A 25,475-nucleotide genomic window follows, 5' to 3' on the forward strand; every position below is an offset into this window, starting at 1 on the left:
GGACCGCCGCGCTCGCGCCGCAGCGGCCGCAGCCGGCGGCCGCCGCTCCGCGCTCCGATCCGAACGGCGGCTTCGCGGTGCAGCTCGGCGCCCCCGGCAGCGAGGCGGAGGCGCGGGCCACCTTCGCGGCGCTGCAGCGCAAATATCCCGACCAGCTGTCCGGCCAGAGCCCGATCGTGCGCAAGACCGAGCTCGCCGGCGGCAAGACCGTCTACCGGCTGCGCGTCGGCCCGTATTCCCGCGAGGATGCGAGCGCGATGTGCTCGGCGCTGCAGGCGGCCGGTGGCCAGTGCTTCATCGCCAAGAACTGAGCCGATCCGTCAGCCATTGACAGGGCCCGCCGCTTCCGAGCGGCGGGCTTTGTCGTCGCTACCCCGCCGCCGGCGCATGCCGCGGCGCAGCGAACGCAGTTCCGCCCGGCCGGCGCTGTCGCTAGCCTGCGCGCAACGTCGCCGGGCCGATCCGGCGAATGACCTGTGAGGAATCGCCATGGACCGCCGCACGCTGATCAAGACGACCGCCGCCGGGGCCGCAGCCGCGACCATCGCCGCGCCGGCGATCGCCCAGTCCAACCCGAAGATCAGCTGGCGGCTCGCCTCGAGCTATCCCAAGAGCCTCGACACGCTGTTCGGCATCTCGACCCATGTCGCCAGGCGCGTCGCCGAGGCGACCGACGGCCAGTTCCAGATCCAGGCCTTCGCCGCGGGCGAGATCGTGCCGGCCTTGCAGGCGCTCGACGCGGTGCAGAACGGCACGGTCGAGTGCAGCCACACGCTGGCGAGCTTCTATATCGGCAAGGATACCGCCTTCGCCTTCGAGACCTCGCTGCCCTTCGGGCTCAACACCCGCCAGCAGAACGCCTGGCTCTACCAGGGCGGCGGGCTCGAGCTCTGCCGCGAGCTGATGAAGAAGTTCGGCGTGCACACCATCCCCTCGGGCAATACCGGCGCCCAGATGGGCGGCTGGTTCCGCAAGGAGATCAAGAGCGTCGCGGACCTGCAGGGGCTGAAGTTCCGCATCGCCGGCCTGGGCGGGCAGATCATGGCCAAGCTCGGCGTGGTGCCGCAGACGCTCGGCGGCGGCGACATCTATCCGGCGCTGGAGCGCGGCACCATCGACGCGGCCGAGTTCTCCGGCCCCTATGACGACGAGAAGCTCGGCTTCGTGAAGGTCGCCAAATACTACTACTATCCCGGTTTCTGGGAGGGCTGCGCCAATGTCAGCTTCATCGCCAACCAGGAGAAGTGGAACGGGCTGCCGGCGCATTACCGCGCCGTGGTCGAGGCCGCCTGCGCCGAGGCGAACGCGCTGTGCATGGCGAAATACGACCATGGCAATCCGGATGCGCTGCTGCGCCTGATCGCCTCCGGCGCGGAGCTGCGCGCCTTCCCGCAGGACGTGATGCAGGCCGCCTTCAAGGAGGCGTTCGCGCTCTATGCCGACCAGGCGGCGAAGAATCCGAACTTCAAGACGCTGTGGGATTCCTTCCTGCCGTACTGGAAGAAGGAGCAGCTCTGGTTCCGCGTCGCCGAGCTGCCCTTCGACGCCTTCAACGCCCAGGCCTCGCAGTCGCTGCGGTAGGCACCGTCATACGCGACCTGCTCCCACTCCCCTTGCGGGAGAGGGTTGGGGTGAGGGGTCTCGCGACACCAATCGTTGGCGTCGTGCAGCGCGTTCCGGACCTTTAGGGACCAGTGCGACCCCTCATCCGGCCCTTCGGGCCACCCTCTCCCGCAAGGGGAGAAGGAAAGGGGGAGCCCGCACTGACGGGTAGGCAATGCCCATCGCGGCCGAATCGGCGATAACGACGGCATGACCTCGCGCGCCTTCATCGCCGGCTGCCTCGGCACGAGCCTTTCCGCCGACGAGCGCGCCTTCTTCCGCGACGCCCGGCCCTGGGGCTTCATCCTGTTCAAGCGCAACACGCAGGATCCGGCGCAAGTGGCTGCGCTGACCGCGCAGATGCGCGATTGCGTCGGCTGGCAGGCGCCGATCCTGATCGACCAGGAGGGCGGCCGGGTGCAGCGCATGGGCCCGCCGCACTGGCCGCCCTATCCGCCGGCGCTCGCCTTCCTCGCCATCAACGACCCGGTGCAGCAGCGCGAGATCGTGCGGCTCTCGGCGCGGCTGATGGCGCACGACCTCAGAAGCGTCGGCATCGACGTCGACTGCCTGCCGGTGCTCGACGTGCCGGTCGTCGGCAGCCATGACGTGATCGGCAACCGCGCCTATGCCCGCGATCCGGCGGTGGTGGCGACGCTCGGCCGGGCCGCGGCCGAGGGGCTCCTCGCCGGCGGCGTGCTGCCGGTGATCAAGCACATGCCGGGCCATGGCCGGGCCAGGGCCGACAGCCATCACGACCTTCCGGTGGTCGAGGCCAGCCTCGACGAGTTGCGCGCCCATGACTTCCGGCCGTTCCGGCATCTCGCCGACATGCCGCTGGCGATGACGGCGCATGTCGTCTTCACCGCGCTCGACAAGCGGCGTCCGGCGACGGTCTCGCGCAGGATCGTGCGCGGGATCATGCGCGGCGAACTCGGCTATGACGGGCTGATCATGACCGACGACATCTCGATGAAGGCGCTGTCCGGCACCTTCGCCGAGAAGGCGCGGGCGGCGATCCGGGCCGGGGTCGACGTGGTGCTGCACTGCCATGGCGTCATGGACGAGATGATCGCGATCGCCGGCGCCGTTCCGGAGATGAGCGGCCAGCGCGCCCGGCGCGCCGCGACGGCGCTGGCACGCATTCGGCACGAGCCCGAACCGCTCGATGTGGACAGCACCCGCGCGCGCCTTGCCGGCGCCCTTGCTTTGAGCGGCAGTTAGGCCGATTCTCTCCCCGGGGTTGTGGCTCCGCCACAGGGCGGGGCAGGACATGGGGACCAGGCCACCGATGGCCGCTGAGCTGCCATTCCAAGAGGACGGCACGCCGGAACGCGCGACCGGCGAACCCGCGCTCGTGATCGACGTCGACGGCTATGAAGGGCCGCTCGACCTGCTGCTCGATCTCGCCCGCCGGCAGAAGGTCGACCTCGCCCGCATCTCGATCCTGGCGCTGGCCGAGCAGTACCTGTCCTTCATCGAGACGGCGCGGGCGCTCCGGCTCGAGCTGGCCGCCGACTATCTCGTGATGGCGGCCTGGCTGGCCTATCTGAAATCGCGCCTGCTGCTGCCGGAGCCGCCCAGGGGCGAGGAGCCGAGCGCGGCCGACCTGGCGACCGCTCTCGCCCTGCGCCTCAAGCGGCTGGAGACGATCCGGGCCGCGGCCCAGCGTCTGGCGACCCGCGAACGGCTCGGGCGCGACGTCTTCGCCCGCGGTGCGCCGGAGGTGATCGCCTCGTCCGGCCGGCCGGCCTGGGAGGCGGAGCTCTACGACCTGCTCGCGGCCTATGCGCAGCAGCGCCAGAAGCGCATGCGCCAGCCGATGAGCGTCGGCCATCGCCAGGTTCTCTCGCTGGTCGAGGCGCGCGAGGCGCTGGCCCGGCTGGTCGGCGAGGCCGGCGAATGGACGGCGATCGACGGCTATCTCACCCGCTATATGCGCAGCCACGGCCTGCCGGCCGAGACGATGACCGCGACCGTGCGGGCCTCCTCGCTCTCGGCCATGCTGGAGATGGTGCGCGAAGGCCTGCTCGACCTGCGCCAGGACGGCGCCTTCGCGCCGCTCTATGTCCGGCGCCGCTCGGCGCGGCCGCCGACGCTCGGCCTGTGAGGCGCCATGGCCGTGGCTGAAGCCGACGATGACGACGAGGGCGCCTGGGACGCCGGCGAGGCCCTGGCCCGTGCCTGCCGGATCGTCGAGGCGCTGCTGTTCGCCTCGGTGCAGCCGCTCTCGGCCGAGGAGCTGGCGAAATCGGTGCCGGCGAGCGTGCCGGTCGAACGGGTGGTCGCCGAGCTGCAGCAGACCTACGCCATGCGCGGCGTGACGCTGCAGCGCGTCGCCGGCGGCTTCGCCTTTCGCACCGCGCCCGACCTCGCCTATCTGCTGGCGCCCGAGGCCGAGCCGCCGCGCAAGCTCTCGCGCGCGGCGCTGGAGACGCTGGCGATCATCGCCTATCACCAGCCGGTGACCCGGGCCGAGATCGAGGAGATCCGCGGCATCGCCACCGCCAAGGGCACGCTCGACATCCTGCTCGAGGCGGGCTGGGTGCGCCTGCGCGGCCGGCGCCGCTCGCCGGGGCGGCCGGTGACCTTCGGCACGACGCCGGCCTTCCTCGACCATTTCGGGCTCGACCGCATCGACGACCTGCCCGGGCTGGAGGAGCTGAAGGGCGCCGGCTTCATCGAAGGACGCCTCGCCAAGGACCTCACGGTGCCCGTGCCGGACGACGATCCGTCCCTGCGCGACGACGAGGACCCGCTCGGCGACCTGTTCACGCCGCTTGACGACGGCGACGCCAGCTAGCACAGCGCGGGGAACTGAATTGCGGAACCGCGTCGTCATTCCGGAGCTTCGCGGAGCGAAGAGCCCGGAACCCATGAACACCGCCTCCACCGGGTAAGCGGCAGCCGGGCGGCCTTTCGGCCGTCGGGTGTTGATGGGGCCGGCTCGGCCCGGGGGCTGCCCCGGAATGACGGTGTCTGTCCCAGGAGAACGACTTGGCTCGAACCGACGGCAAGATGCGCTGGCTGGGGTGGGGACGACGCGGCACGGCCGGCGCCGCCATTCCGATGGCGCTCGGCTTCGAGGGCGTGACCCAGAGGTTCGGCGAGGTGACGGCGCTGGACCAGGTCTCGCTCGGCGTCGCGCCCGGGGAGATCGTCGCGCTGCTCGGCCATTCCGGCTGCGGCAAGACGACGCTGCTGCGGCTGGCCGCCGGCCTCGAGCGGCCGAGCGCCGGCCGCGTCCTGCTCGAGGGGCGCGACGTGTCCTCCTCCGGCGGCTTCGTCGAGCCGGAGGCGAGGGGGGTCGGGCTGGTCTTCCAGGACTATGCGCTGTTTCCGCATCTCTCGGTGCGCGAGAACGTCCGCTTCGGCCTGCGCGGCTACGGCAATGCCGAGGCCGACGCCACCGCGCTGCGCGCCATCGCCCGCGTCGGCCTCGCCGACCTCGCCGAGGCCTATCCGCACATGCTCTCCGGCGGCGAGCAGCAGCGCGTCGCCCTGGCGCGCGCCGTCGCGCCGCGCCCGGGCGTCCTCCTGATGGACGAGCCCTTCTCCAATCTCGACCGCCGGCTGCGCGATACGGTGCGCGACGAGACCATGGCGCTGCTCAAGGAGATCGGCGCGACCTCGATCATCGTGACGCACGATCCTGAGGACGCGATGCGCGTCGCCGACCGGATCGTGCTGATGCAGCAGGGGCGGATCGTCCAGACCGGCACCGGCGAGGAGCTCTACCGGCGGCCGATCAGCCTCTTTGCCGCCCGATTTTTCTGCGATCTTACCGAGATCGAGGCGGTGGTGCATGGCGGGGTGGTCGACACCCCGCTCGGTCGCTTCCCGGCGCCGGGCCTGCCCGATGGGGCACCGGCCGTGCTGGGCGTGCGCCCCCAGGCGATCAGGCTGGTGCCGAAGGGCTTCTGCCTGCCGGCGCGCGTGATCACGCGGCGCTTCCTCGGCGAGGTCGATCATCTCGAGCTGGTGCTCGATGGTCTCGACAAGCCCGTGGTGGCGCGGCTGCCGCTGCGCGGTTCTGTCGCCGAGGGAGAGGATGTCGGCATCGACATTGCGATGGACGAAGTCCTTGTGTTCCCTGTAGGGGACACCTAGTTTCCGGCACAAGCATCTGGCCCCTCGGGACAAGTCGGGCCGCGCGTTCAATTTCGGAGGAGTACCGCCATGGGTGGCGTCAGCATCTGGCACTGGATCGTCGTCGGCGTCATCGTCATGCTGCTGTTCGGCCGCGGCAAGGTGTCCGAACTGATGGGCGACGTCGCGAAGGGCATCAAGTCGTTCAAGAAGGGCATGGCGGAGGACGAGACGCCGCCGGCCGCGCAGCAGCCGGCCGATCCCAAGGTGATCGACCATACGGCCCAGACCGCGAACCCGCAGCCGGCCAAGGCCGAGACCAAGGCCTGATCTCACCGTCGGAGACGGGCTGGCCGGTCGGGTTCCGATCCGGCCGGGCCCGCTCCGGTGCCGCCTTCGGCGGCATGCAAGGCTTCCAGAGGACCGGCCGTCGATGTTCGACATCGCCTGGAGCGAAATGCTGCTGATCGGGGGCGTCGCGCTCATCGTCATCGGCCCCAAGGATCTGCCCGGCGCGCTGCGCTCGGCCGGACAGGCGATCGGCAAGATCCGGCGCATGGCCGCCGAGTTCCAGGGCCAGTTCAACGACGCCATGCGCGAGGCCGAGCTGCACGACCTCAAGAAGCAGGTCGACGATATCGGCAACTCGATCCAGGCCTCGACCCATTTCGACCCGATCGAGCCGATGAAGGATTTCGGCGCCGCCGACGTCTCGAAGCCGGCTGAGGACATGGCGATGAAGGAGGCCGAGGCGACGCTCGCCGCGCTGCCGGCGCCCGACCTGCCGGCCCCTGTCGAGATCGCTCCGGCTCCAGTGGCCGAGCCGGCCGAGAAGCCGAAGCGCCGCCGCAAGACCGTCGCGACCGAGGAGCCGGCCGTATCGCCGGAGGCCGTCGAGCCGCCGGCCAGGCCCGCGCGCAAGCGCAAGACCAAGGCGGCAGTGGCCGAGGGCGGAGAGACGGCATGAGCGTCGTCGAGACGAGCGCCGACGCGAAGCGCGCCGGCGAGGACGAGATCGAGGCCTCGCGCGCGCCGCTGATCGACCATCTGATCGAACTGCGCTCGCGGCTGATCAAGTCGCTGATCGCCTTCCTGATCATGTTCTTCATCTGCTTCGCCTTCGCGACGCAGATCTACAACCTCCTGGTCCAGCCCTATATCTGGGCGGCGGGGCCGGGCGCCAACGTGCAGCTGATCTACACAGCGCCGCTCGAATATCTCTTCACCCAGATCAAGATCGCCGCCTTCGGCGCCGGCTTCTTCGCCTTCCCGGTGATCGCGACGCAGATCTACAGATTCGTCGCGCCCGGCCTCTACAAGAACGAGCGCCAGGCCTTCGCGCCCTATCTGGCGGCGACGCCGGTCTTCTTCCTGCTCGGCGCGGCGATGGTGTTCTTCTTCGCCATGCCGGTGCTGATGAAGTTCTCGATCGGCATGCAGCAGGCGGCGACCGACGGGCAGGCCGGCATCGCGCTCCTGCCGAAGGTCAGCGAGTACCTCTCGCTGATCATGACGCTGATCTTCGCCTTCGGCATCTCCTTCCAGCTGCCGGTGATCCTGACCCTGCTCGGCCAGGCGGGGATCATCGATGCGCAGTTCCTGAAGGACAAGCGCCGCTACGCCATCGTCTTCGTCTTCGTCGTCGCGGCGGTGCTGACCCCGCCCGACGTGATCTCGCAGCTCATGCTCGCGGTGCCGATGCTCGCCCTCTACGAGCTCTCGGTGTTCTCCGTCCGCCGGGTCGAGAAGAAGCGCGAGGCGGCGAAGGCGGCAGAGGACGAGTGAGTTTGAGGCCCTGCCAGTTGAAACTGCACCGTCATTCCGGCCGTAGCGAAGCGAAGCGCCGGAATCCATCGTAGGGTTCAGGCGTTCTACGATGGATTCCGGAGCTGCGCTGCTCCGCAGCTTGTCCGGAATGACGGTGGAGACGCTTGATGTGGATCTACGTCATGGCCAGCGGCTGGAATGGGATGCTGTATGTCGGCGTGACCAACAGCCTGTCCCGTCGTACCGCCGAGCACCGCGAGGGGCGGGGTTCCGAATTCGCACGAAAGTACGGGGTAAGACACCTCGTCTATGCAGAACGCTTCGATCGTGCGGATGAAGCCATCCTGCAGGAGAAACGCATGAAGAAGTGGGCTCGTGCGCGGAAGATCGCCCTGATCGAGGCGGCCAATCCGACGTGGCGAGACCTCTACGATACGATCCATTTGGATTGAGCCGCTCCCACATATTCCGTCATTCCGGCGCTGCGGCCGGAATGACGGGGGATCACACAGTACGAGCTTCGCGCACAGGGTTGTGATCGAGCCGCCGCAATCCCGCCCGCAACCGAATGTTAAGATGAACGCCAGATGAACGACTGTGCGGCCACCTCACGGGCCGTGCCTGACGGAGCGGTGGCGAAGTGAGCGGGTTCTGGCGCCTGATGCTGTTCGGAAAGGGCCCGCGCCAGGCGGCCTCGCCGGGCCGCGACCTGCGCATCGACGTGATACGCGGCCTGATCCTGCTGGTGATCTTCGTCAACCACATGCCGGGCAACATCGTCTCGGCGGCGATGCCGCACAATTACGGCTTCTCCGACGCGGCCGATGTCTTCGTGCTGCTCGCCGGCATCTCCGCCGTCTTCGCCTATGGCCGTCTGATCGACCAGCGCGGGCTGCTCGTCGGCTCGCTCAAGGTCGGCGCGCGGATCTGGACGCTCTACATCGCGCATCTGGCGCTGTTCGTGCTGGTCTGCGGGATCGTCGCGACGGCGGTGGTGCGCACCCAGAACGCGCTCTATGTCGAGGCGATCAACATCCAGCCCTTCTTCAGCGACACCGCCGCAGCGATCGTCAACGCGCTGAGCCTGGTCTACCAGCCCTATTATCTCGACATCCTGCCGCTCTACATCGTGCTGCTGGCGGCGTTCCCGCTGATCTACGTCACGGCACGGACCAGCCCGCTCGCGGCGCTGGCGCTCTCGGTCGCGCTCTGGCAGGGCGCAGCCCATGCCGGGCTCAACCTGCCGAACCATCCGGGCGAGGGCGGCTGGTTCTTCAACCCCTTCGCCTGGCAGATGGTGTTCACGCTCGGCGTCGTCGTCGGCCGCCTCGGCCTCGTCGGCGCGCGCCTGCCGAAGCTGCGCCTGCTCGATGCGGCCGCCACGCTGGTCCTGCTGTTCGCCGCGACCGTGAAGCTGTCCCCGGGCAACCCGTTCGGGCTCGCCGTGCTCAACGAGTGGATCGAGAGCCTGCAGATCGGTATCGACAAGACCAATCTCGCCTGGCCGCGCCTCGTCCATCTGGTGGCGCTGATCTGGCTCGTGCTGCGCCTGCTCAGGCCGGATGCGGCCGTGCTGACCGGGCTGGCGGGGCGGCGGCTGGCCGCGCTCGGGCGGCATTCGCTCGAGGTCTTCTGCGCCGGGATCGTGCTGGCGATCGCCGGACAGATCATCCTGGCGGAGACCTCCTTCACCCTTTGGGTCCAGTTGCTCGTGACCCTGGGCGGGATTACCATCCTGCTCGGGCTAGGAACGTTTCTCTCGTGGTACAAGACGCTCACGGCACGCGCCGCCGGCGCCGCTCGCGAGCAGGCCGCCACGGCCTGAGCTGCGCCCTTCTGATCCTGGCGTCCGCCTGGCCGGCGCTCGCCGGGCCGAAGCCTCTCGCCCAGATGATGGACGGGCGCTGCCGGGCCGGCGCGGCGCAGCATCCGTTCAAGCCGGCGCTGCCCGCCTCCAGGCAGGCGCTGACCGAGACCAACCGCCTCAGCATCGTCGCGCTGGGCTCGTCCAGCACCGCCGGAACGGGCGCGAGCGACGTCGACCGCAGCTACCCCGCCGTGCTCGAGGCCGAGCTGCGCCGCCGCCTGCCCGGGCGCGAGATCAAGGTGCTCAATCTCGGGGTCGGCGGCCAGTCGGCCTATGAGATGTATCTGCGGCTCGAGGGCGAGGTCATTCCCGAGAAGCCGTCGCTGGTGATCTGGCAGACCGCCGTGAACGACGCCATCCGGGATATCGGCGAGGAGAAGCTGGCGAAGATCCTGCGCAAGGGCATCCACAAGCTCCAGGAGGCCCATATCGATCTCGTGCTGGTCGACCTGCCCTGGCTGCCCCGCGAAGGGCGCTATCCGAAATATGACGATTATCGCGCCGTGCTGGCCAAGACCGCGGGCGAGAACGGGGTTCCGGTGTTTCCGCGCTACGGCATGATGAAGAGCTGGTCGGGCTCGCGCCAGTTCAGCGAGGAGGAGATCGTCGGCATGGACGGGCTGCATGTGGTCGAGGCCGGCTATCGCTGCCTCGGCATCCGCCTCGCGGACGGGATCCTCGCCGGGCTCGGCGAGGGGCGCGAGCCGGGCAAGCCGACGAATTGAGCGCTCTCGTCATTGCGAGGAGGCTTCAGCCGACGAAGCAATCCAGGGCAACGTGAGCTCTGCCGCTCTGGATTGCTTCGCTTACGCTCGCAATGACGACGCCGCTCAGCGCGCGATGACCTCGATGTCGCGGTCGCGCCCGGCCTCGACCTTGAAGTCGCGCGAGAAGACCTGGCCCTCCTGCCGCGCGATCAGCACATAGTCGCCCTCGGCCAGGATCACCTGCGGGAAGGCGCCGATCGCCTCGCGGATGACGTCGCCGCCGGGGGTCAGCACGCTGAAGGCGGTGCCGGCGAAGGCCTCGCCGCCGGGGCCGGCGACGAGCTTCAGGGTCACCTGCGCGGCGCGGTGATGCAGGGTCGCCTGCGTCACCTGGCCGGATTCGACCCGGACGTCGGCGCGCTGGATGGCGTTCGAATCGCCATAGGTCGACACCACGTGATAGGTGCCTTCCGGCAGGCGGACGAGGTCTCCGGCCTTGGCGTCGGAGACCACCAGGCGGCCTTCGGAATTGCCCTGCAGCGGCACGAAGACGGAGAAGCTCAGCAGGTTCGGCGGGATCGGCGTCTCGCCGATCGAGCCGGCCAGCGAGAGTGCCCCTGCGCTGATGCTGAGCCGGTCGCTCAGGCCCTGCGGGCCGAGGGTGACGCGCTTGGTGGCGCTGGCGAAGCCATAGGCGGCATGCAGCAGGTAGACGCCGGGCTCGAGCGCGAAGCTCGGCTCGGCGTCGTTGGAGCGCGCCACAATTCGTGGCGGCGAGCCGTCGGAGGATTCGATCAGCACGCGCCAGACCAGGCCGGAGCGGACCGGCTTGCGGCTGCCCGAGAACTGGGCGCCGAGAGCGAGCACCGCCTGGCCCGCGCGCGAGCCGATGGCCGCGTTCGAGGGCGAGCCGGGCGTCGTGGCGCCGGGCGTGGCGCCGGGCGTCTGGGCGAGAAGTGGGGTGGCGGCCATAGCCAGCAGGCTGAGCGCGGCGAAGACGAGACCGGAGATATTGGTTTGTCGGTGCACGGTCGTGGTCGGCACTGGCGAAACAGCATGCACGGCACGAAAGATCGTTTCGACGACGCCATCGAGATTCTCGGTGATTTCGCGATTCCAGAAGCGCAGAACACGATAACCGCGTGCAGCCAGATAGCGGGTGCGCTCGGCATCATGGATTTGCGCTTCGGCGAGTCCGTGCTGGTCGCCATCGAGCTCAATCACGAGCTTGGAATGAAAATGTGCAAAATCCGCGAAATAGGGACCCATGGGTGCCTGTCTTCGGAAATGGCCGCCAGGCAATTCCAGCAGGCGCAACTGAGCCCATAACCGTTTCTCGGCCGGTGTCGTTTCGCGCCTGAGACGCCTTGCATTCGCGGCGCGTGGGTCCTTCCGTGCCGTGCTCTGCATCACGCCCCCCCATCCCAGCCTTCCCCACCGCAAGCGGGGGGAAGGAGTTCTGTCGTGGCAAACGCGGTCTGGTCGGCGGCGGAGCGCGCCCTGTTCCCTTCCCCCCGCTTGCGGTGGGGAAGGGTTAGGGATGGGGGGGCGTGCAGAAAGAGGCGGTTCGGCATCAGCAAGCCGCACCGTGCATCCGCGCCAACGGCGCTGCCCTCTGGAACTCGTCGCGTTGAAACATGCGCTGCGCCGTCATCGTCCTTGCACCGGGGAAGGAGCAGGTTCGCTTGTCCTCATCATGGCGAAACCTTAACTGGGGGCCATCGTCCGCCGCCGCCATCTCCCGGATCGTTCATGACCGACACGCTCTCCCTGCTCAAGCTCCGCCGCTCGGTGCCCCCGCAATTTCTCACCGGCCCCGGGCCGGACGAGGACCAGCTGCGCGAGATCCTGACGGTGGCGGCCCGCGTGCCGGACCATGGCAAGCTGGCGCCCTGGCGCTTCGTCATCTTCTCCGGCGCCGGCAAGGAGAAGGCTGCCGAAATCGTCGCGGAGGTCTTCAGGGAGCGCAACCCGCAGGCCGATGACGGCAAGGTCGACTTCGAGCGCAAGCGCCTGATCCATGCCCCGGTGGTGATCGCCGTGGTCTCGCGCGCCCGCAAGCACGAGAAGATCCCGGAATGGGAGCAGGAGCTCTCGGCCGGCGCCGTCTGCATGAACATGCTGATCGCCGCCGAGGCGCTCGGCTTCCACGGCTCCTGGCTGACCAACTGGTTCGCCTTCGACCGCAAGGTGCTCGACGCCTTCGGACTCGAACCGGACGAGCGCATCGCCGGCTTCGTCCATCTCGGCAAGGCGGAGAGCCGTCCGGCCGACCGCGAGCGGCCGGATCTCGCCGCGATCGTCAGCCGGTTCGAGGGGTAAGCGCCGTGTACTACACCAATCAAGGGCGCGAGCTCGACTTCGGCCACGACCCGTTCAAGGCGATCGTGGCGCCGCGGCCGATCGGCTGGATCAGCGCGGTGAACGCGAAGGGGGAGGTCAATCTCTCGCCCTACAGCTTCTTCAACGCGATCTCGTCGCGGCCGAACATCGTGATGTTCTCCTCCGAGAACAAGAAGGACGCGGTCGCCTTCGTCGAGGAGACCGGCGAGTTCACCTGCAGCCTGGTCACCCGCGCCCTCGCCCGGCAGATGAACCTGACCTCGGCGCCGCTGCCGCGCGGCGAGAGCGAGTATGCCCATGCCGGGCTCGAGATGGCGCCGTCGCGCATCGTCAGGCCGCCGCGGGTCGCGGCAAGCCCGGCGGCGCTCGAATGCAAGCTCCTGTCGATCCAGCAGCTCAGGGACGTCGACGGCAACGATCTGCCGCGCTGGATGGTGCTCGGCCAGGTCGTCGCGGCCTATCTCGACGAGGCCTTCGTGCATGACGGGCGCTTCGACACCGCCAAGGCCAATCCGATCGCGCGCTGCGGCTACAGCGACTATGCCGAGGTCGGCGAGCTCTTCTCGATCACCCGTCCCGCCGGCGGCTGAGCGCCATGGTCCGGCGCCGGGACGAGGAGCCGGACGAGCAATGGCGCATGACCGTCAACCTGCTCGCGGTCATCGCCGTGCTGGTCATGGTCGGGCTCGGCTTCTGGCTGCTGCGCGAGCTGGACGCCGCGAAGAAGGCGCAGGACTGTCTGGCGAGCGCGGCGCGGCATCAGTGCCGGCAGATCGGGGCGCCGTAGACGGTACGCCGTCATTCCGGGCTCGCTGCTGCGCAGCGCCCGGAATGACGGCCGGAGAACACGAATCGCCCGAATCGTTTGGGCGGAATCATTGACGCGATCTGTCAGCCCGCGCCTTGAGGCGGCGGGCGCGCATCAGATGCGGCCGATCGAGCATCTCGCCGTCGAGTCCGACAACGCCGAGACCGGGATTCTCGTCGAAGAGCGCGATGATCGCCTCGGCCCGCGCCAGCGCTTCGGGCGAGGGCGAGAAGACGTCGTTGATCACCGGCACCTGCGCCGGGTGGATCGCCATCTTGCCGGTGAAGCCGTCGCGCCGTCCGGCGATGCATTCGGCGCGCAGGGCCGCCTCGTCGCGAAAGGCGGTGAAGACGGTGTCGATGGCGTCGACCTGCGCGGCGGCGGCGGCGAAGAGCAGGAGCGAACGGGCCATCCGGTAGGGGTCGGCATAGGAGCCGTCCGCCAGCCGGTTGGTCTCGGCGCCGAGATCGGCCGAGAGGTCCTCCGCCCCCCAGGTCAGCCCGGAGAGCCGGTGGCTGGCGCCGGCATAGCTGCCGAGGCCGAAGATGCCCTTGCCGGTCTCGGTGGCGATGGCGATGATCCGCGTTGCGCCGTCGGGCAGGTCGTATTCGGCCTCGCGCACGGCGATATGCGCGGCGAGATGGGTGAGGTCGGCGCCGCCCTCGGCCTTGGGCAGCATGATCGCGTCGGGCCCGCCCTGCATGACCGCATCGAGATCGGCCTCGGTCAGCCCCGTCGTCAGCGCGTTGACGCGCACGATCAGCCGCGGACGCTCCGCCCGGGCGCGGGCCTCCTCGAGAAAATCGCGGGCGAGGGCGCGCGCCGCCGGCTTGGCGTCGAGCGCGACCGAATCCTCGAGGTCGAGGATCAGCGCGTCGGCACCGCTCTCCAGGCCCTTCTGCAGCTTCTTGCGGTTGTCACCGGGGACGAAGAGGAGCGAGCGCATCAGGCCTGCCCTCCGGCCGGGCGCTTCTTCATGAAGGCCTGCCGGCGGCACTGCGCCACCAGGGTGCCGTCCTGCTTGTAGGCGCGATGCTGGAACTCGACGATGCCGGCGTCCGGGCGCGACCGCGATTCGCGCTTGGCGACGATCTCGGTGACGCAGTTGACCGTGTCGCCCTCGAAGAGCGGGGCGGGAAAGGTCACGTCGGTCATGCCGAGATTGCCGATCGTCGTGCCGACGGTGGTGTCGTTGACCGAGATGCCGATCATCAGGCCGAGCGTGAACAGCGAGTTCATCAGGGGCCGGCCCCATTCGGTCTCGGTCGCGCAGAAGTGCGCGTCGATGTGCAAAGGCTGCGGATTCAGCGTCATGTTGGAGAACAGCATGTTGTCCATCTGCGTGACCGTGCGGGTCAGCCGATGCTCGATCGAGGCGCCGATCTCGAAATCCTCGAAGTAGAGCCCGCCCCGCCTATGCCGCGTCGCTTCCGCCATCGTCTTGCTCCTGTGGCACTTTTCCGTTCGGGCCCGCGTCCGGAAACGCCCGTTTTAACGGTTCGCTTACCATAATCGGTCCAGTCTCTGCGGGTGCTCCGGTCCGTCTGGAACGGCAGCGGCCCGAGTGACCTCATGTTCCTTTTCAGCACGCCGAGCGCCCGCGAGACAACGCCTGCCAATCCGGTCGTCAGCGCGATCAAGGAAGGCGCCGACAGGACCGGTGTCGGCTTCGACTATCTGCTCAAGACCGCGCAACGGGAATCGGCGCTCGAGCCGGATGCGAAGGCGCGCACCTCGAGCGCGACCGGGCTGTTCCAGTTCATCGAGCAGACCTGGCTGTCGATCATGCGCCAGGAGGGGCCGAAGCAGGGGCTCGCCAGCTATGCCGGCGCGATCAGCGAGGATGGCGGCGGGCGCCTGACCGTGGCCGATCCCGCGCTGCGCGAGAAGATCCTGCAATTGCGCTCCGATCCGCAGGTGGCGGCGGTGATGGCCGGCGCGCTGACCCAGAAGAACGCCGAGCAGCTCGGCCAGGCGCTCGGCCGCCAGCCGCAGGCCGGCGAGCTCTACATGGCGCATGTGCTCGGCGCCCGCGGCGCCGTCGATCTCATCCGCACCGCCGGGAGCGATCCGACGCGGGCCGCAGCGCGCGACTTTCCGGAGGCCGCCGCCGCGAATCGCGCGATCTTCTTCGACAAGGGCGGCCGCGCCCGCAGCGCCCAGGAGGTCTACGGCCTGCTCGCCGCCAGCCATGCCAACACCCAGGTCGCGGCCACGACCGGCGCGATGCTGGCGCAGGCCCGGCCGACCGGGGCGGCCACGACCGCGGCAGCCTATGCCGCCGAGCCGCCGGTCGCGCCGATCGCCGCCGCACTGGCGCCGGGTCGGGCGAAGGGGCTGATCGGCCTGTTCTCGACCGAGGGGCCGCGCGCGCCGGTCTCGAAAGCGGTCGCGAATCTCTGGACGACGCCGCGCGTCGGCGGCCCATCCCGCGCCGCCGACGACGACCCGGCGACCCGCTATTTCCCGCGCCTGGGTTCCGCGACGAGCGAAAGCGAGGGCTCGTCCGCGAGCAGGGCCGCCAGGACCGAGAGCGCGGGCGGCACGGGCGCCGCGAGCGCCGTCAGCGCCCCGCTGCCGCCGGCGCGGCCACGTGACCTCGCCCCGGCGGATACGCAGGCCGCGGCGACGAGCGAGGCCGCCGCGACCGGCCGCCGGCAGCGGCGCGGGCCGCTCGATCTCAGCCAGTTCATGACCCATGGGAGGCGCGGATGATCGTGCGCCGCTTCCTGCTCTGGGCCCGCACCGCCCCAGCCGAGGCGCGGGCGCGCGGCGCCGCCGCGCTGGCGGGAGCCTATCTGCGCTCGGCGATGTCGCCCGAGGACCGGCGCGAGGCCGAGACGGCGCTGATCGCGCTGGTCGACGATCCCTCGCCGCTGGTGCGCCGCGCGCTCGCCGAGGAGCTCGCGGCCGCGCCGCAGGCGCCGCGCAATCTGGTGCTCGGGCTGATCGCCGAGCAGAGCGACGTCGCCGCCCTCCTGCTGGCGCAGTCGCCGGTGCTGACGGAGGCCGATCTCGTCGATGCCGCCGCAGTCGGCGACGGGCTGGCGCAGCGCGCCATCGCGCTACGGCCCTGGCTCTCGCCCGGCATCTGCGCCGCTCTCGCCGAGGTCGCGGTCGAGGAGGCCCTGGTCGCGCTGCTCGGCAACCCGACCGCCGACATCCCCGATTTTTCGCTGGAGCGGATCTTCGAGCGCGCGGGCGAGGCAGGGGCGGTGCGCGAGGCCATGCTGGCGCGCGAGGACCTGCCGGCGGGGCTGCGCCAGGCGATCGCCGCCAAGGTCTCGGACGCGCTCGCCGCCTTCGTCTCCGGCTGCGGCTGGCTCACCGAGGAGCGCAGCGCCCGGCTCGCCCGCGAATCGACCGAGCGGGTCGCGGTCGCGCTCGCCGCCGGGGGCGAGGCGAGCGATGCCCCGGCGATCGTCGACTGCCTGCGCGAGAACGGCCGCCTGACCGCGGGCGTCATTCTGCGCTCGCTGCTCAGCGGCGAGCCGGCGCTGGCGGAGGCCGCCTTCGCCGCCTTGTCCGATCTGCCGCCCAGGCGCGTACGCGCCCTGCTCTGGGACCGGCGCGGCGCCGGCCTGAAGGCACTCTACCGCAAGGCCGCGATGCCGGAGACCCTGCTGCCGGCCTTCGCGGCGGCCGTCGCGGCCCTGAAGCAGGCCGGGCCCGGGCAGCGGCGGCGCGCCGGCATCGACCGCGACTTGCTGGGACAGGTCCTGATCGCCTGCGAGGCGCTGGAGGGGCCCGGGGCCAATGCGCTGATGGCGCTGCTGCGCCGGCTCGACGCGGAAGCGGCCCGCGACGAGGCGCGGCTGCTGGCCGATTCGCTCGCCGACGATGCGGCGCTGGCGCTGCTGGTCGAGGCCGACCCCGCTTTCCTGGTCGAGCTCGAGCTCGACGATCTGCGCGACGCCGCCTGAGCGAGACGCGGCGTTGCCGCCCCGGCTTGACCGGCCGCTGGCATGCTGATTGCCTGACAGGCCGTATCGCCAGGGCCTCCATCCCCGGATCGACGCCCTGCCGCCAGAGCCGGATCCGATCAGGTTGTTCCAAGCTGGTCGGCGAATCCGTCTCTTCCTTTTGGTTTGGAGACCGTTTGCCGATCGGCTTGCGGTGCGAGCCGATCGGAACGGGCTCCGGGGAGCCTGACATGCCGACACGTCGCGCTTTCATTGCAGGCACGGCTGCCGCCATCGCGGTCAGCAGACCCAATATCGGCCGTGGCGCCGACAGGAACGTGATCAAGTTCGTGCCGCAGGGCGATCTCGCCGTCGTCGACCCGATCTGGACGACGGCGACCGTCACCCGCAACCACGCCTTCCTCGTCTATGACACGCTGTTCGGCCAGGATGAGAACTACAAGGCCCAGCCGCAAATGGCCGAGGGCGCGCTGGCCGAGGCCGACGGCAAGAGCTGGACGATCAAGCTGCGCGAGGGCCTGAGGTTCCATGACGGCACGCCGGTGCTGGCGAAGGACTGCGTCGCCAGCCTGAACCGCTGGGGCAAGCGCGATTCCTTCGGCCAGACGCTGATGGCGCAGACCGAGGAACTCGCCGCGGTCGACGACCGGAGCCTGCGCTTCCGGCTGAGGAAGCCGTTCCCGCTGCTGCCGGACGCTCTCGCCAAGATGACGGCTTCGGTGCCGGTGATCATGCCGGAGCGGCTGGCGGCGACCGAGGCGACGACGCAGGTCACCGAGGTGATCGGCAGCGGGCCGTTCCGCTTCGTCGCGAGCGAGCGCCAGTCGGGCAACCGGGCGGTCTACGAGAAATTCGCAGGCTACGTGCCGCGCGGCGACGGCAGGCCGGGTCGCACCGCCGGGCCGAAGATCGCCCATGTCGAGCGGATCGAATGGCATACCCTGCCGGACCCTGCGACCGCGGCTGCGGCTTTGCAGAGCGGCGAGGTCGACTGGGTCGAGCAGCCCCTGCCGGACATCCTGCCGCTGCTGGCGAAGGACCCGAAGCTCGAGGTCGCGATCAAGGAGACGACCGGCGCGATCGCGATCATGCGGATGAACCACCTGCATCCGCCCTTCGACAATCCGGCGATCCGCCGCGCCGTGCTGATGGCGATCGACCAGGCCGAGTTCATGGAGGCGGTCGGCGGTCCCGACAAGACATTATGGCGGACCGGCGTCGGCCTGTTCCCGCCGGGAACGCCCATGGCGAACGAGGCCGGGATGGAGGTGCTGAACGGGCCGCGCGACATCGCCAAGGTCAGGCAGGCGCTGGCGGCGGCGGGCTACAAGGGCGAGAAGGTCGTGCTGCTGGGGGTCACCGACCTCGCGAATCTCAAGGCCGAATGCGAGGTCGGCGCCGAGATGCTGAAGCGCATCGGCATGGAGGTCGACTACCAGGTGATGGACTGGGGGGCGGTGGTGACGCGCCGGGCCAACAAGGAGCCGCCAGGCAATGGCGGCTGGAACTGCTTCTTCACCGGCTGGAACGGCATCGACATCCTCGACCCGGTCGGCCACATCTCGCTACGCGGCAACGGCGCTGCGGCCTGGCCGGGCTGGCCGACGGCGCCGAAGATCGAGACGCTGCGCGAGGCCTGGATGGAGGCCACCGATCTCACGGCGAAGCAGAGGATCGCCGCCGAGCTGCAGAAGCAGGCCTTCGAGGATGTGCCCTATGCGCCGCTCGGCCAGTATTTCCAGCCGACGGCCTTCAGCCGCAAGCTCACGGGCGTGCTGCCGAGCTTCCCGACCTTCTGGAACGTCAGGCGCGTCTAGCGCCGGCAGTCCTCGCGACGAGCCCGGCAAGCAGCAGGCATCCCGCCCGCAGCCAGGCCGCCAGCGCCTGGCGGCCGAGTTCCGGCATGGGCTGGGCCGCCGGCGGCGGCAGGCCGAGCGCGCGCAGGGTCTGGTCGGCGAGGAGGGCGATTGCGAGGACCGCGAGGAAGCCGGCGAGGGCCGCCAGGACGCTGCGCAGCCGGGGCAGGGCAGGCAGTATGGCTGTGGCGGGAGCAACGGGCGGGTGCATCATCCGGTCCTCGGCGGGGTCGCTTCGAGGACGGACGAGGCGCGGCGCTGCCGACATCGCGTCTAAATTTTCTCGAACGCGGCGTCCGCAGGGCGGCTAGGCGCGTTTCGACATGGACAAAGCCGGCGAATTGGCCAATGTCCCGTTATCGCCACGCTTTCCCGCGAAACTCTCCCGACAATGACCATTCACGATCCCGCCGTCCCCGCGCTCTCCGTCTGGGTTGCGCTGGAGAGCCCCACCCATCACGTGCCCGGCGTCAACGGGATGATGGACCTCGTCGCCAAGGAGGTCGAAGGCCTGCCGATCGCCGTCGAGCGCATTCCCGGCCGCGACGGCCTCGGCGACAATCTGATCCTGCGCGCCGGCGTCCGGAACGGCGAGAAGGCCATCGCGCTGATGTCGCATCTCGACACAGTCCACCCGGTCGGCACCAGTGCGAAGGACCTGCCGGTGCGGGTCGAGGGCGACCGGCTCTACGGACCCGGCGTCTACGACATGAAGGGTGGCGCCTGGCTGGCGCTGCAGGCCTTCAAGGATGCGGCCAGGTCCGGCACCGTGCGGCGGCCGCTGGTCTTCCTGTTCACGCCGGACGAGGAGATCGGCTCGCCGACCTCGCGGGCGCTGATCGAGGATGTCGGCCGCGAGGCGATGGCGGTGCTGGTGACGGAGCCGGCGCGCGAGGGCGGCAAGATCGTCACGGCGCGCAAGGGCGTCGGCCGCTTCGAGGTCAGGCTGGAGGGCCGTCCGGCGCATTCCGGTTCGCGCCACCAGGATGGACGCAACGCCATCCGCGAGGCGGCGCACCAGATCCTCGCCGTCGAGGGCATGACCGATTACGCGCGCGGCATCACCACCACGGTCGCGCTGGTCGGCGGCGGCACGGCGGCGAACGTCATCCCGCAGCATGCCTGGTTCAGCGTCGATTGCCGCGTCACCACGGTGGCGGACGGCATCGCGATGGAAGAGCGCATCCTCGGCCTGAAGCCGCATGATCCGGATGTGAAGGTCGTGGTCAGCGGCGGCATGAACCGGCCGCCCTATGAGAAGTCGCCCGAGGTCGCGGCGCTCTACGAGCAGGCGCGGGCGGTGGCGGCCGGGATCGGCTTCGATCTGCAGGACTGCCCGATGACCGGCGGCGGCTCGGACGGCAACTTCACCGCAGCGCTCGGCGTGCCGACCCTCGACGGGCTCGGCATCGACGGCGATGGCGCCCACACCTTGCAGGAATATGCGCTGATCTCCTCGATCGCGCCGCGCCGGGCGCTGATCAAGGGCCTGCTGGAGACGCTGTGAGTTCCTCGTCATGGTCGGGCTTGTCCCGACCATCGACGTCTTCGTCCGTCGAGGACGGTGTTCAAGACGTGGATGCTCGCCACGAGGGCGAGCATGACGGAGTGCAACCCTCTTCCGTTAGCCGGACAAATCCGCTCTGATCCCTCTCCGGGCCGGAATGCCGGCCGGAGCGGGAGGAGCGCGGCATGAAGGGCTGGATCGCGGGGGTGCTCGGTATCGTCGGAGCGGTGGTGGCGGGGATGGCGCAGGCTCAGGAACTGATCGCCGAGAAGAAGGTCTTCGAGCTGCCGAGCTTCACCACCCAGGGCGGGCGCACGCTGAAGAACGTCAAGGTCGGCTGGGAGAGCTACGGCACGCTCAACGCCGACAAGTCGAACGCGATCCTGATCTGCCATTTCTTCTCGGGCAATTCGCATGCTGCCGGGAAGTATGCCGCCGCCGACGCGGCGCCCGGCTATTGGGACGCGATCATCGGCCCGGGCAAGGCGATCGACACCAGCAAATATTTCGTCATCGCCTCCGACACGCTGGTCAATCTCAACACCGGCGATCCGAAGACCACGACCACCGGCCCCGCCTCGATCGATCCCGATACCGGCAAGCCCTACGCGCTCGACTTCCCGGTGGTGACCATCGGCGATTTCGTCAATGTCCAGAAGGCTCTGGTCGAGAGCCTCGGGATCAGGAAGCTCGCCCTGGTCGCCGGCCCGTCCATGGGCGCGCTGCAGACCTATGAATGGGCGGCGAGCCATCCCGACATGGTCGGCAAGGCGATGGCGGTGATCGGCGCGGCCGAGGCCGACGCCCAGCTCATCGCCTGGCTCGACGTCTGGGCGGCGCCGATCCTGGTCGATCCGAACTGGAACAAGGGCGACTATTACGGCAAGACGCCGCCCAATGCCGGCCTCGCCAAGGCGCTGGCGGTGGTGACGCTGCAGGCCAACCATGGCGACTGGACCAACGGCACGTTCGGCCGCCGCCCGGCCAAGGAGGGCGAGGACCCGGCCAAGGCGCTCGGCAACAAGTTCCAGGTCCAGAGCATCCTCGACAATGCCGGCGAGGCCCGCGCCAAGGTCTCGGACGCCAATCATTTCCTCTATCTGGTCAAGGCCAACCAGCTCTACGCCGCCGGCGGCAAGTCGCTCGCCGACGCGATGAGCCGGATCAAGGCGCCGCTCCTGATCGTCAGCCAGCCCAAGGACCTGGTTTTTCCGGACGAGACGATCCAGCGCACCGTCGCCGAGGCGAAGAAGGCCGGGCGCGACGTCACCCATGTCACCATCCAGGGCACGCGCGGCCACCTCGACGGGGTGATCTCGATGAAGCAGGCGGAAGGGGCGGTGAAGGCCTTCCTGGAGAAGTGAGGAGCATCGCGTGAGCGCGCCGGCTGTCTCGCTGCGGGAGATCACCGCCGAGACCGTGCGCGCGATCTGCGAACTCGAGCCGCAGGAGGCGCAGAGCGGCTTCGTCGCACCCAATGCGGTCTCGATCGCGCAAGCCTATTTCAATCGCGCGGCCGTGTTCCGGGCGGTCTATGCCGACGAAGAACCGGTCGGCTTCATCATGTGGCGCCCTGGCGACGACGGCGCGAGCTGTTTCCTCTGGCGCTTCATGATCGATGCTCGCCATCAGGGCAAAGGCTATGGGCGCGAGGCGATCGCGCTTTGGCTGAGCAGCTTGGAGCCGCAGGGCTACGGGCTCGCGCGGACGAGCTATGTGCCCGGCGATCGCGGGCCGCACGGCTTCTATCTGGCGCAAGGGTTCAAGGATACGGGCGAGACGCGCGCGAACGGCGAAAGGCTGATGGAGCTGACGCTGTAGAAGGTCGATCGATGCTATCCGGCGAAGCGCTCGCGATAGGCCTGCGGGCTGGTGCCGAGCCGGCGCAGGAAGGCGCGGCGCAAGGTCTCCTCGGAGCCGAAGCCGCAGCGGCGGCCGGCCTGCGCGACGGAGAGCCCCTGTTCGAGCAGGCGGCGCGCGGTCTCGATCCTGATCTCCTCGACGGCGCGGGCGGGGGTGCGGCCCGTCGCCTGGCGATAGTGCCGGGCGAAGCTGCGCAGGCTCATGCCGGCCTCTCCGGCCAGCCGTTCCAGCGAGAGATCGCCGCGCAGGTTCTCGACGATCCAGCCATGCAAGCGATCGAAGCGGCCGTCCTGCTCCTGCAGGCCGAGAGCGGCGCTGAACTGGGCCTGCCCGCCGGGGCGCTTGAGGAAGACGACGAGCTGGCGGGCGACGGCGAGCGCCGGCTCGCGGCCGAGATCGGCCTCGACCAGCGCGAGCGCGAGGTCGATCCCGGCGGTGACGCCGGCCGAGCTCCAGAGATCGCCGTCGCGGACATAGATCGGGTCGGGCTCCAGCCGCACCTGCGGGAACATCGCCCGGAACTCGGCGCAGCGGCCCCAATGGGTGGCGGCACGCCGGCCGTCGAGCAGCCCGGCGGCCGCGAGCAGGAAGGCGCCGCTGCAGACCGAGGCGACGCGCTGCGCCGTCGCGGCGCGCTGCCGGACCCAGGTGACCAGCGCCGCGTCGCGGCAGGCCGCGTTGACGCCGCGGCCGCCGGCGACGACCAGCGTGTGCAGCGGCCGGTCGGCGGGCGGCAGCGGACTGGCGGCGAGCGCGAGGCCTGAGGTGGTGACGATGCTGCCTTCGGCGGCGACCACGGCGGCTTCGTAGGGGAGGGGGCGGCCGGCGAGGTGGGCGAGATCGTTGGCGGTGGCGAAGACCTGCAAGGGGCCGGCGACGTCGAGCAACTGCCCGCCGGGGAAGGTCAGGATCTCGATGCGGCGTCGGTTTGGCATGAAGCGAGGGCTGCTTGGCAGTTCGGCCACAGCTTCGCCCGCTAGGCTGGAGGCGTCAATCAGGAGCTCCACCCCATGTCCCTCAGCTTCGGCATCCTCGTCTTCCCGCAGGTCCAGCAGCTCGACCTCACCGGCCCCTATGAGGTCTTCGCCTCGGCGCGCGATGCGCAGGTGCACCTGATCTGGAAGGACACGGCGCCGGTCCGGGCCGCGACCGGGCTCATGCTGACGCCGACCACGACCTTCGCCGATTGTCCGCCGCTCGACGTGCTCTGCGTGCCGGGCGGGGCCGGGGTCAATCCGCTGCTGAGCGACGAGGTCGTCCTCGCCTTCCTGCGCGAGCGGGCCGGGCAGCTGCGCTATCTCACCTCGGTCTGCACCGGCTCGCTGGTGCTCGGCATGGCCGGGCTGCTGCAGGGCAAGCGCGCGACGACGCATTGGAACGCGCATGATTTCCTCGCCCGGCTCGGTGCGGTCCCGACGGAAGGCCGCGTCGTGCGTGACGGCAAGCTGATCACCGCCGGCGGCGTCACCTCCGGCATCGATTTCGGCCTCGCCGTGATCGCCGAGCTGCTCGGCGAGGAGGAGGCGCAGGTGATCCAGCTCGCGCTCGAATATGCGCCGGCGCCGCCCTTCCGCTCCGGCACGCCGCAGGAGGCGCCGGCCGCCATCCTGGCTGCGGCGCGGCAGCGGCTTGCCGGCTCGCGCGCGGCGCGCGAAAAGCTGCTGGCCGCGCTCTAGAATCGCGGTGGTCGGGAGCCGCGAGCATGGCGGACGAGCGCAGCATCCTTCTGTTCTCCTACGGCACCTTGCAGCAGGAGAACGTCCAGCTCGCCTCGTTCGGGCGCCTGCTCGACGGTCATGACGACGCCATGCCCGGCTACCGCCGGACCATGCTGGAGATCACCGATCCCGAGGTGATCCGCACCAGCGGCAAGCGTTTCCACCCGGTGGTGGCGCCGAGCGCCGACCCGGCCGACAGCGTGCCCGGCAAGGTCTTCGCCATCACCGCCGCGGAACTCGCGGCGGCCGACCGGTATGAGGTGGCGGACTACAAGCGCATCAGCGTCCGGCTCGCTTCGGGCAGGGAGGCGTTCGTCTACGTCAAGGCGTAGAGACTTCCGGGCCGCCGACGGCTCAGCCGCCGCGCACCACCGCGCGGACGCCGTCGATGACGAACTGCACCGCGAGCGCAGCGAGGATGACGCCGAGCAGGCGGGTCAGCACGACATTGCCGGTGACGCCGAGCAGGCGGGCGATCGGCAGCGCCAGCAGGAAGACGGCGAGGCAGGCGAGGATCACCAGCCCGCAGATCGCGGCGAGCGCCGAGAGCATGGCGATGTCGCCGTCGGCGCGGCCGGCGAGCAGCATCATCGCGGTCAGCGCGCCGGGCCCGGCCATCAGCGGGATCGCCAGCGGGAAGGCGGCGACGTTGCGGATATGGTCCTGGGTGATGGCGGTGTCGGCCGTCTGCTGCTTGCGCTCGTTGCGGCGCTCGAAGACCATCTCGAACGAGATCCAGAACAGCAGGAAGCCGCCGGCGATGCGGAAGGCCGGCAGCGAGACGCCGAGCGCCTTCAGCACAACGTCGCCGGCGAGGCCGAAGAAGGCCATGATGCCGAAGGCGATGATGCAGGCGCGCACCGCGACCTGGCGCCGCTCGCCCTCCGACATGCCACGCGTGAGCGACAGGAAGATCGGCGCCAGCCCCGGCGGATCGAGCGTGACCAGCAGCGTCACCAGCGCGGAGGAGAGGTATTCGGCGAACATGGTCTGCCTCGGAGCTGGCGGGGCCGCTCGGCTGGCCGACGCCAGGTCGCGGGCCTGCATCCCACTCTAGAGCAAGTTTCGCTGCAATGGACACAGGCTTCGTGGCCGCTGCGAGGGCGAGCTGCCACCAGCGAGGCTGCAGCGATATCGAGGAGCATCCGGCATTGCGCAACGCAACGGGCGCGGCGATCGCCGCGCCCGAGCCATGTGTCGTGAGCGAATGCTCCGTCCGGTCGGATCACTCAGCCCCTGCCGCCTCCACCAAGACCGCCGCCGCCATGGCCGCCCCCGCCGCCGTGGCCGCCGCCACCGCCGCCACCGCCATGGCCGCCGCCGCCGGAACCACCTCCACCACCATGACCGCCGCCACCGCCACCGTGGCCTCCGCCACCGGAGCCGCCGCCGCCATGGCCACCGCCGCCGCCCCCATGGCCGCCG

Annotated in this window: 31 protein-coding genes; 24 read left to right on the forward strand and 7 right to left on the reverse strand. The window is 69.9% G+C overall.

The window, feature by feature from the left end; genetic code table 11:
- The 12 genes from CS1GBM4_RS22685 to CS1GBM4_RS22740 all read left to right on the forward strand — a co-directional run.
- Nucleotides 1–311 (forward strand): SPOR domain-containing protein (locus CS1GBM4_RS22685; RefSeq protein ID WP_186421034.1); only part of this gene is annotated, 311 nt, incomplete at its 5' end.
- A gap of 178 nt (nt 312–489) precedes the next feature.
- A complete protein-coding gene (dctP, locus tag CS1GBM4_RS22690; RefSeq protein WP_186421035.1) occupies nt 490–1,581 on the forward strand; it encodes a TRAP transporter substrate-binding protein DctP in 1,092 nt (363 codons plus the stop codon).
- A 231-nt stretch (nt 1,582–1,812) separates the two neighbouring features.
- Entirely contained in the window at nt 1,813–2,826 is a 1,014-nt protein-coding gene (gene nagZ / locus CS1GBM4_RS22695; RefSeq protein WP_186421036.1) for a beta-N-acetylhexosaminidase, read from the forward strand.
- 67 nt (nt 2,827–2,893) lie between these two features.
- The gene (locus tag CS1GBM4_RS22700; protein WP_186421037.1) at nt 2,894–3,712 is read left to right on the forward strand and encodes a ScpA family protein; all 819 of its coding nucleotides are present in this window, start codon (nt 2,894–2,896) and stop codon (nt 3,710–3,712) included.
- Nucleotides 3,713–3,724: 12 nt separating this feature from the next.
- A complete protein-coding gene (gene scpB, locus CS1GBM4_RS22705; RefSeq protein ID WP_244607362.1) occupies nt 3,725–4,405 on the forward strand; it encodes an SMC-Scp complex subunit ScpB in 681 nt (226 codons plus the stop codon).
- A gap of 194 nt (nt 4,406–4,599) precedes the next feature.
- Nucleotides 4,600–5,712, forward strand: a complete 1,113-nt coding sequence (locus CS1GBM4_RS22710) for an ABC transporter ATP-binding protein (protein WP_348522342.1) — start codon at nt 4,600–4,602, stop codon at nt 5,710–5,712.
- Between the two features lie 69 nt (nt 5,713–5,781).
- Nucleotides 5,782–6,021 carry a twin-arginine translocase TatA/TatE family subunit gene (locus CS1GBM4_RS22715; protein ID WP_186421039.1) on the forward strand — a complete coding sequence of 80 codons (240 nt, stop codon included), beginning with the start codon at nt 5,782–5,784 and terminating at the stop codon, nt 6,019–6,021.
- Nucleotides 6,022–6,124: 103 nt separating this feature from the next.
- Nucleotides 6,125–6,658: a Sec-independent protein translocase protein TatB gene (gene tatB / locus CS1GBM4_RS22720; RefSeq protein WP_186421040.1), complete on the forward strand. Its 534-nt coding sequence runs from the start codon at nt 6,125–6,127 to the stop codon at nt 6,656–6,658.
- A complete protein-coding gene (tatC, locus tag CS1GBM4_RS22725; protein ID WP_186421041.1) occupies nt 6,655–7,476 on the forward strand; it encodes a twin-arginine translocase subunit TatC in 822 nt (273 codons plus the stop codon). Before tatB ends, tatC begins: the two co-directional genes overlap by 4 nt.
- Before the next feature lie 149 nt (nt 7,477–7,625).
- Nucleotides 7,626–7,910 (forward strand): GIY-YIG nuclease family protein, encoded by a 285-nt coding sequence (locus CS1GBM4_RS22730; RefSeq protein WP_186421042.1) that lies wholly within the window; start codon nt 7,626–7,628, stop codon nt 7,908–7,910.
- A gap of 188 nt (nt 7,911–8,098) precedes the next feature.
- Nucleotides 8,099–9,283, forward strand: coding sequence for an OpgC domain-containing protein (locus tag CS1GBM4_RS22735; RefSeq protein ID WP_186421043.1), 1,185 nt, complete (start codon nt 8,099–8,101; stop codon nt 9,281–9,283).
- Nucleotides 9,220–10,050 (forward strand): SGNH/GDSL hydrolase family protein, encoded by an 831-nt coding sequence (locus CS1GBM4_RS22740; protein ID WP_186421044.1) that lies wholly within the window; start codon nt 9,220–9,222, stop codon nt 10,048–10,050. The genes CS1GBM4_RS22735 and CS1GBM4_RS22740 overlap by 64 nt, the downstream gene beginning before the upstream one ends.
- A 105-nt stretch (nt 10,051–10,155) precedes the next feature.
- Here CS1GBM4_RS22740 and CS1GBM4_RS22745 read toward each other — a convergent pair whose 3' ends face one another.
- A complete protein-coding gene (locus tag CS1GBM4_RS22745; RefSeq protein ID WP_244607365.1) occupies nt 10,156–11,004 on the reverse strand; it encodes a hypothetical protein in 849 nt (282 codons plus the stop codon).
- 84 nt (nt 11,005–11,088) lie between these two features.
- Here CS1GBM4_RS22745 and CS1GBM4_RS24705 point away from each other — a divergent pair, with 84 nt between their 5' ends.
- From CS1GBM4_RS24705 to CS1GBM4_RS22760, 4 genes are all read left to right on the forward strand, one after another.
- Nucleotides 11,089–11,361 (forward strand): hypothetical protein, encoded by a 273-nt coding sequence (locus tag CS1GBM4_RS24705; protein ID WP_244607363.1) that lies wholly within the window; start codon nt 11,089–11,091, stop codon nt 11,359–11,361.
- Between the two features lie 423 nt (nt 11,362–11,784).
- Nucleotides 11,785–12,354, forward strand: coding sequence for a nitroreductase (locus CS1GBM4_RS22750; RefSeq protein WP_186421046.1), 570 nt, complete (start codon nt 11,785–11,787; stop codon nt 12,352–12,354).
- A 5-nt stretch (nt 12,355–12,359) separates the two neighbouring features.
- Nucleotides 12,360–12,965 (forward strand): flavin reductase family protein, encoded by a 606-nt coding sequence (locus CS1GBM4_RS22755; protein ID WP_186421047.1) that lies wholly within the window; start codon nt 12,360–12,362, stop codon nt 12,963–12,965.
- Nucleotides 12,966–12,970: 5 nt separating this feature from the next.
- A complete protein-coding gene (locus CS1GBM4_RS22760) occupies nt 12,971–13,162 on the forward strand; it encodes a hypothetical protein (protein WP_186421062.1) in 192 nt (63 codons plus the stop codon).
- Between the two features lie 88 nt (nt 13,163–13,250).
- On the opposite strand, the gene CS1GBM4_RS22765 is transcribed toward CS1GBM4_RS22760, so the two are convergent.
- Nucleotides 13,251–14,129 carry a CoA ester lyase gene (locus CS1GBM4_RS22765; RefSeq protein WP_186421048.1) on the reverse strand — a complete coding sequence of 293 codons (879 nt, stop codon included), beginning with the start codon at nt 14,127–14,129 and terminating at the stop codon, nt 13,251–13,253.
- Complete coding sequence (locus CS1GBM4_RS22770; RefSeq protein ID WP_186421049.1) at nt 14,129–14,620, reverse strand: MaoC family dehydratase; 492 nt, start codon at nt 14,618–14,620, stop codon at nt 14,129–14,131. The genes CS1GBM4_RS22765 and CS1GBM4_RS22770 overlap by 1 nt, the downstream gene beginning before the upstream one ends.
- Before the next feature lie 135 nt (nt 14,621–14,755).
- Between CS1GBM4_RS22770 and CS1GBM4_RS22775 the strand changes: the two genes are divergently transcribed.
- From CS1GBM4_RS22775 to CS1GBM4_RS22785, 3 genes are all read left to right on the forward strand, one after another.
- Entirely contained in the window at nt 14,756–15,898 is a 1,143-nt protein-coding gene (locus tag CS1GBM4_RS22775; RefSeq protein ID WP_186421050.1) for a lytic transglycosylase domain-containing protein, read from the forward strand.
- Entirely contained in the window at nt 15,895–17,106 is a 1,212-nt protein-coding gene (locus CS1GBM4_RS22780; protein WP_186421051.1) for a DUF2336 domain-containing protein, read from the forward strand. The genes CS1GBM4_RS22775 and CS1GBM4_RS22780 overlap by 4 nt, the downstream gene beginning before the upstream one ends.
- A gap of 230 nt (nt 17,107–17,336) precedes the next feature.
- Nucleotides 17,337–18,923 (forward strand): ABC transporter substrate-binding protein, encoded by a 1,587-nt coding sequence (locus tag CS1GBM4_RS22785; RefSeq protein WP_186421052.1) that lies wholly within the window; start codon nt 17,337–17,339, stop codon nt 18,921–18,923.
- Here the strand turns inward: CS1GBM4_RS22785 and CS1GBM4_RS22790 are convergent.
- A complete protein-coding gene (locus CS1GBM4_RS22790; RefSeq protein ID WP_186421053.1) occupies nt 18,910–19,173 on the reverse strand; it encodes a hypothetical protein in 264 nt (87 codons plus the stop codon). The two genes, CS1GBM4_RS22785 and CS1GBM4_RS22790, sit on opposite strands and share 14 nt — an antisense overlap.
- A gap of 180 nt (nt 19,174–19,353) precedes the next feature.
- Here CS1GBM4_RS22790 and CS1GBM4_RS22795 point away from each other — a divergent pair, with 180 nt between their 5' ends.
- The 3 genes from CS1GBM4_RS22795 to CS1GBM4_RS22805 all read left to right on the forward strand — a co-directional run bounded on the left by CS1GBM4_RS22795 (nt 19,354) and on the right by CS1GBM4_RS22805 (nt 22,290).
- Nucleotides 19,354–20,469, forward strand: coding sequence for a M20 family metallopeptidase (locus tag CS1GBM4_RS22795; RefSeq protein WP_186421054.1), 1,116 nt, complete (start codon nt 19,354–19,356; stop codon nt 20,467–20,469).
- Between the two features lie 185 nt (nt 20,470–20,654).
- Nucleotides 20,655–21,833 (forward strand): homoserine O-acetyltransferase, encoded by a 1,179-nt coding sequence (locus CS1GBM4_RS22800; protein ID WP_186421055.1) that lies wholly within the window; start codon nt 20,655–20,657, stop codon nt 21,831–21,833.
- 10 nt (nt 21,834–21,843) lie between these two features.
- Nucleotides 21,844–22,290 carry a GNAT family N-acetyltransferase gene (locus CS1GBM4_RS22805; RefSeq protein WP_186421056.1) on the forward strand — a complete coding sequence of 149 codons (447 nt, stop codon included), beginning with the start codon at nt 21,844–21,846 and terminating at the stop codon, nt 22,288–22,290.
- 14 nt (nt 22,291–22,304) lie between these two features.
- Here the strand turns inward: CS1GBM4_RS22805 and CS1GBM4_RS22810 are convergent, their stop codons facing one another.
- Nucleotides 22,305–23,267, reverse strand: a complete 963-nt coding sequence (locus CS1GBM4_RS22810; protein WP_186421057.1) for a helix-turn-helix domain-containing protein — start codon at nt 23,265–23,267, stop codon at nt 22,305–22,307.
- 75 nt (nt 23,268–23,342) lie between these two features.
- Here CS1GBM4_RS22810 and CS1GBM4_RS22815 point away from each other — a divergent pair, with 75 nt between their 5' ends.
- Nucleotides 23,343–24,008, forward strand: coding sequence for a DJ-1/PfpI family protein (locus CS1GBM4_RS22815; protein WP_186421058.1), 666 nt, complete (start codon nt 23,343–23,345; stop codon nt 24,006–24,008).
- Between the two features lie 26 nt (nt 24,009–24,034).
- The gene (locus CS1GBM4_RS22820) at nt 24,035–24,382 is read left to right on the forward strand and encodes a gamma-glutamylcyclotransferase family protein (protein ID WP_186421059.1); all 348 of its coding nucleotides are present in this window, start codon (nt 24,035–24,037) and stop codon (nt 24,380–24,382) included.
- 22 nt (nt 24,383–24,404) lie between these two features.
- On the opposite strand, the gene CS1GBM4_RS22825 is transcribed toward CS1GBM4_RS22820, so the two are convergent.
- On the reverse strand, nt 24,405–25,037 hold the full coding sequence (locus CS1GBM4_RS22825; protein WP_186421060.1) for a MarC family protein: 633 nt from the start codon (nt 25,035–25,037) through the stop codon (nt 24,405–24,407).
- A 238-nt stretch (nt 25,038–25,275) separates the two neighbouring features.
- Nucleotides 25,276–25,475: hypothetical protein (locus CS1GBM4_RS24805; protein ID WP_210201620.1), on the reverse strand; the 200-nt coding region annotated here is incomplete at its 5' end.

It is taken from the genome of Allobosea sp. CS1GBMeth4, assembly GCF_900185715.1.
Classification (GTDB): domain Bacteria; phylum Pseudomonadota; class Alphaproteobacteria; order Rhizobiales; family Beijerinckiaceae; genus Allobosea.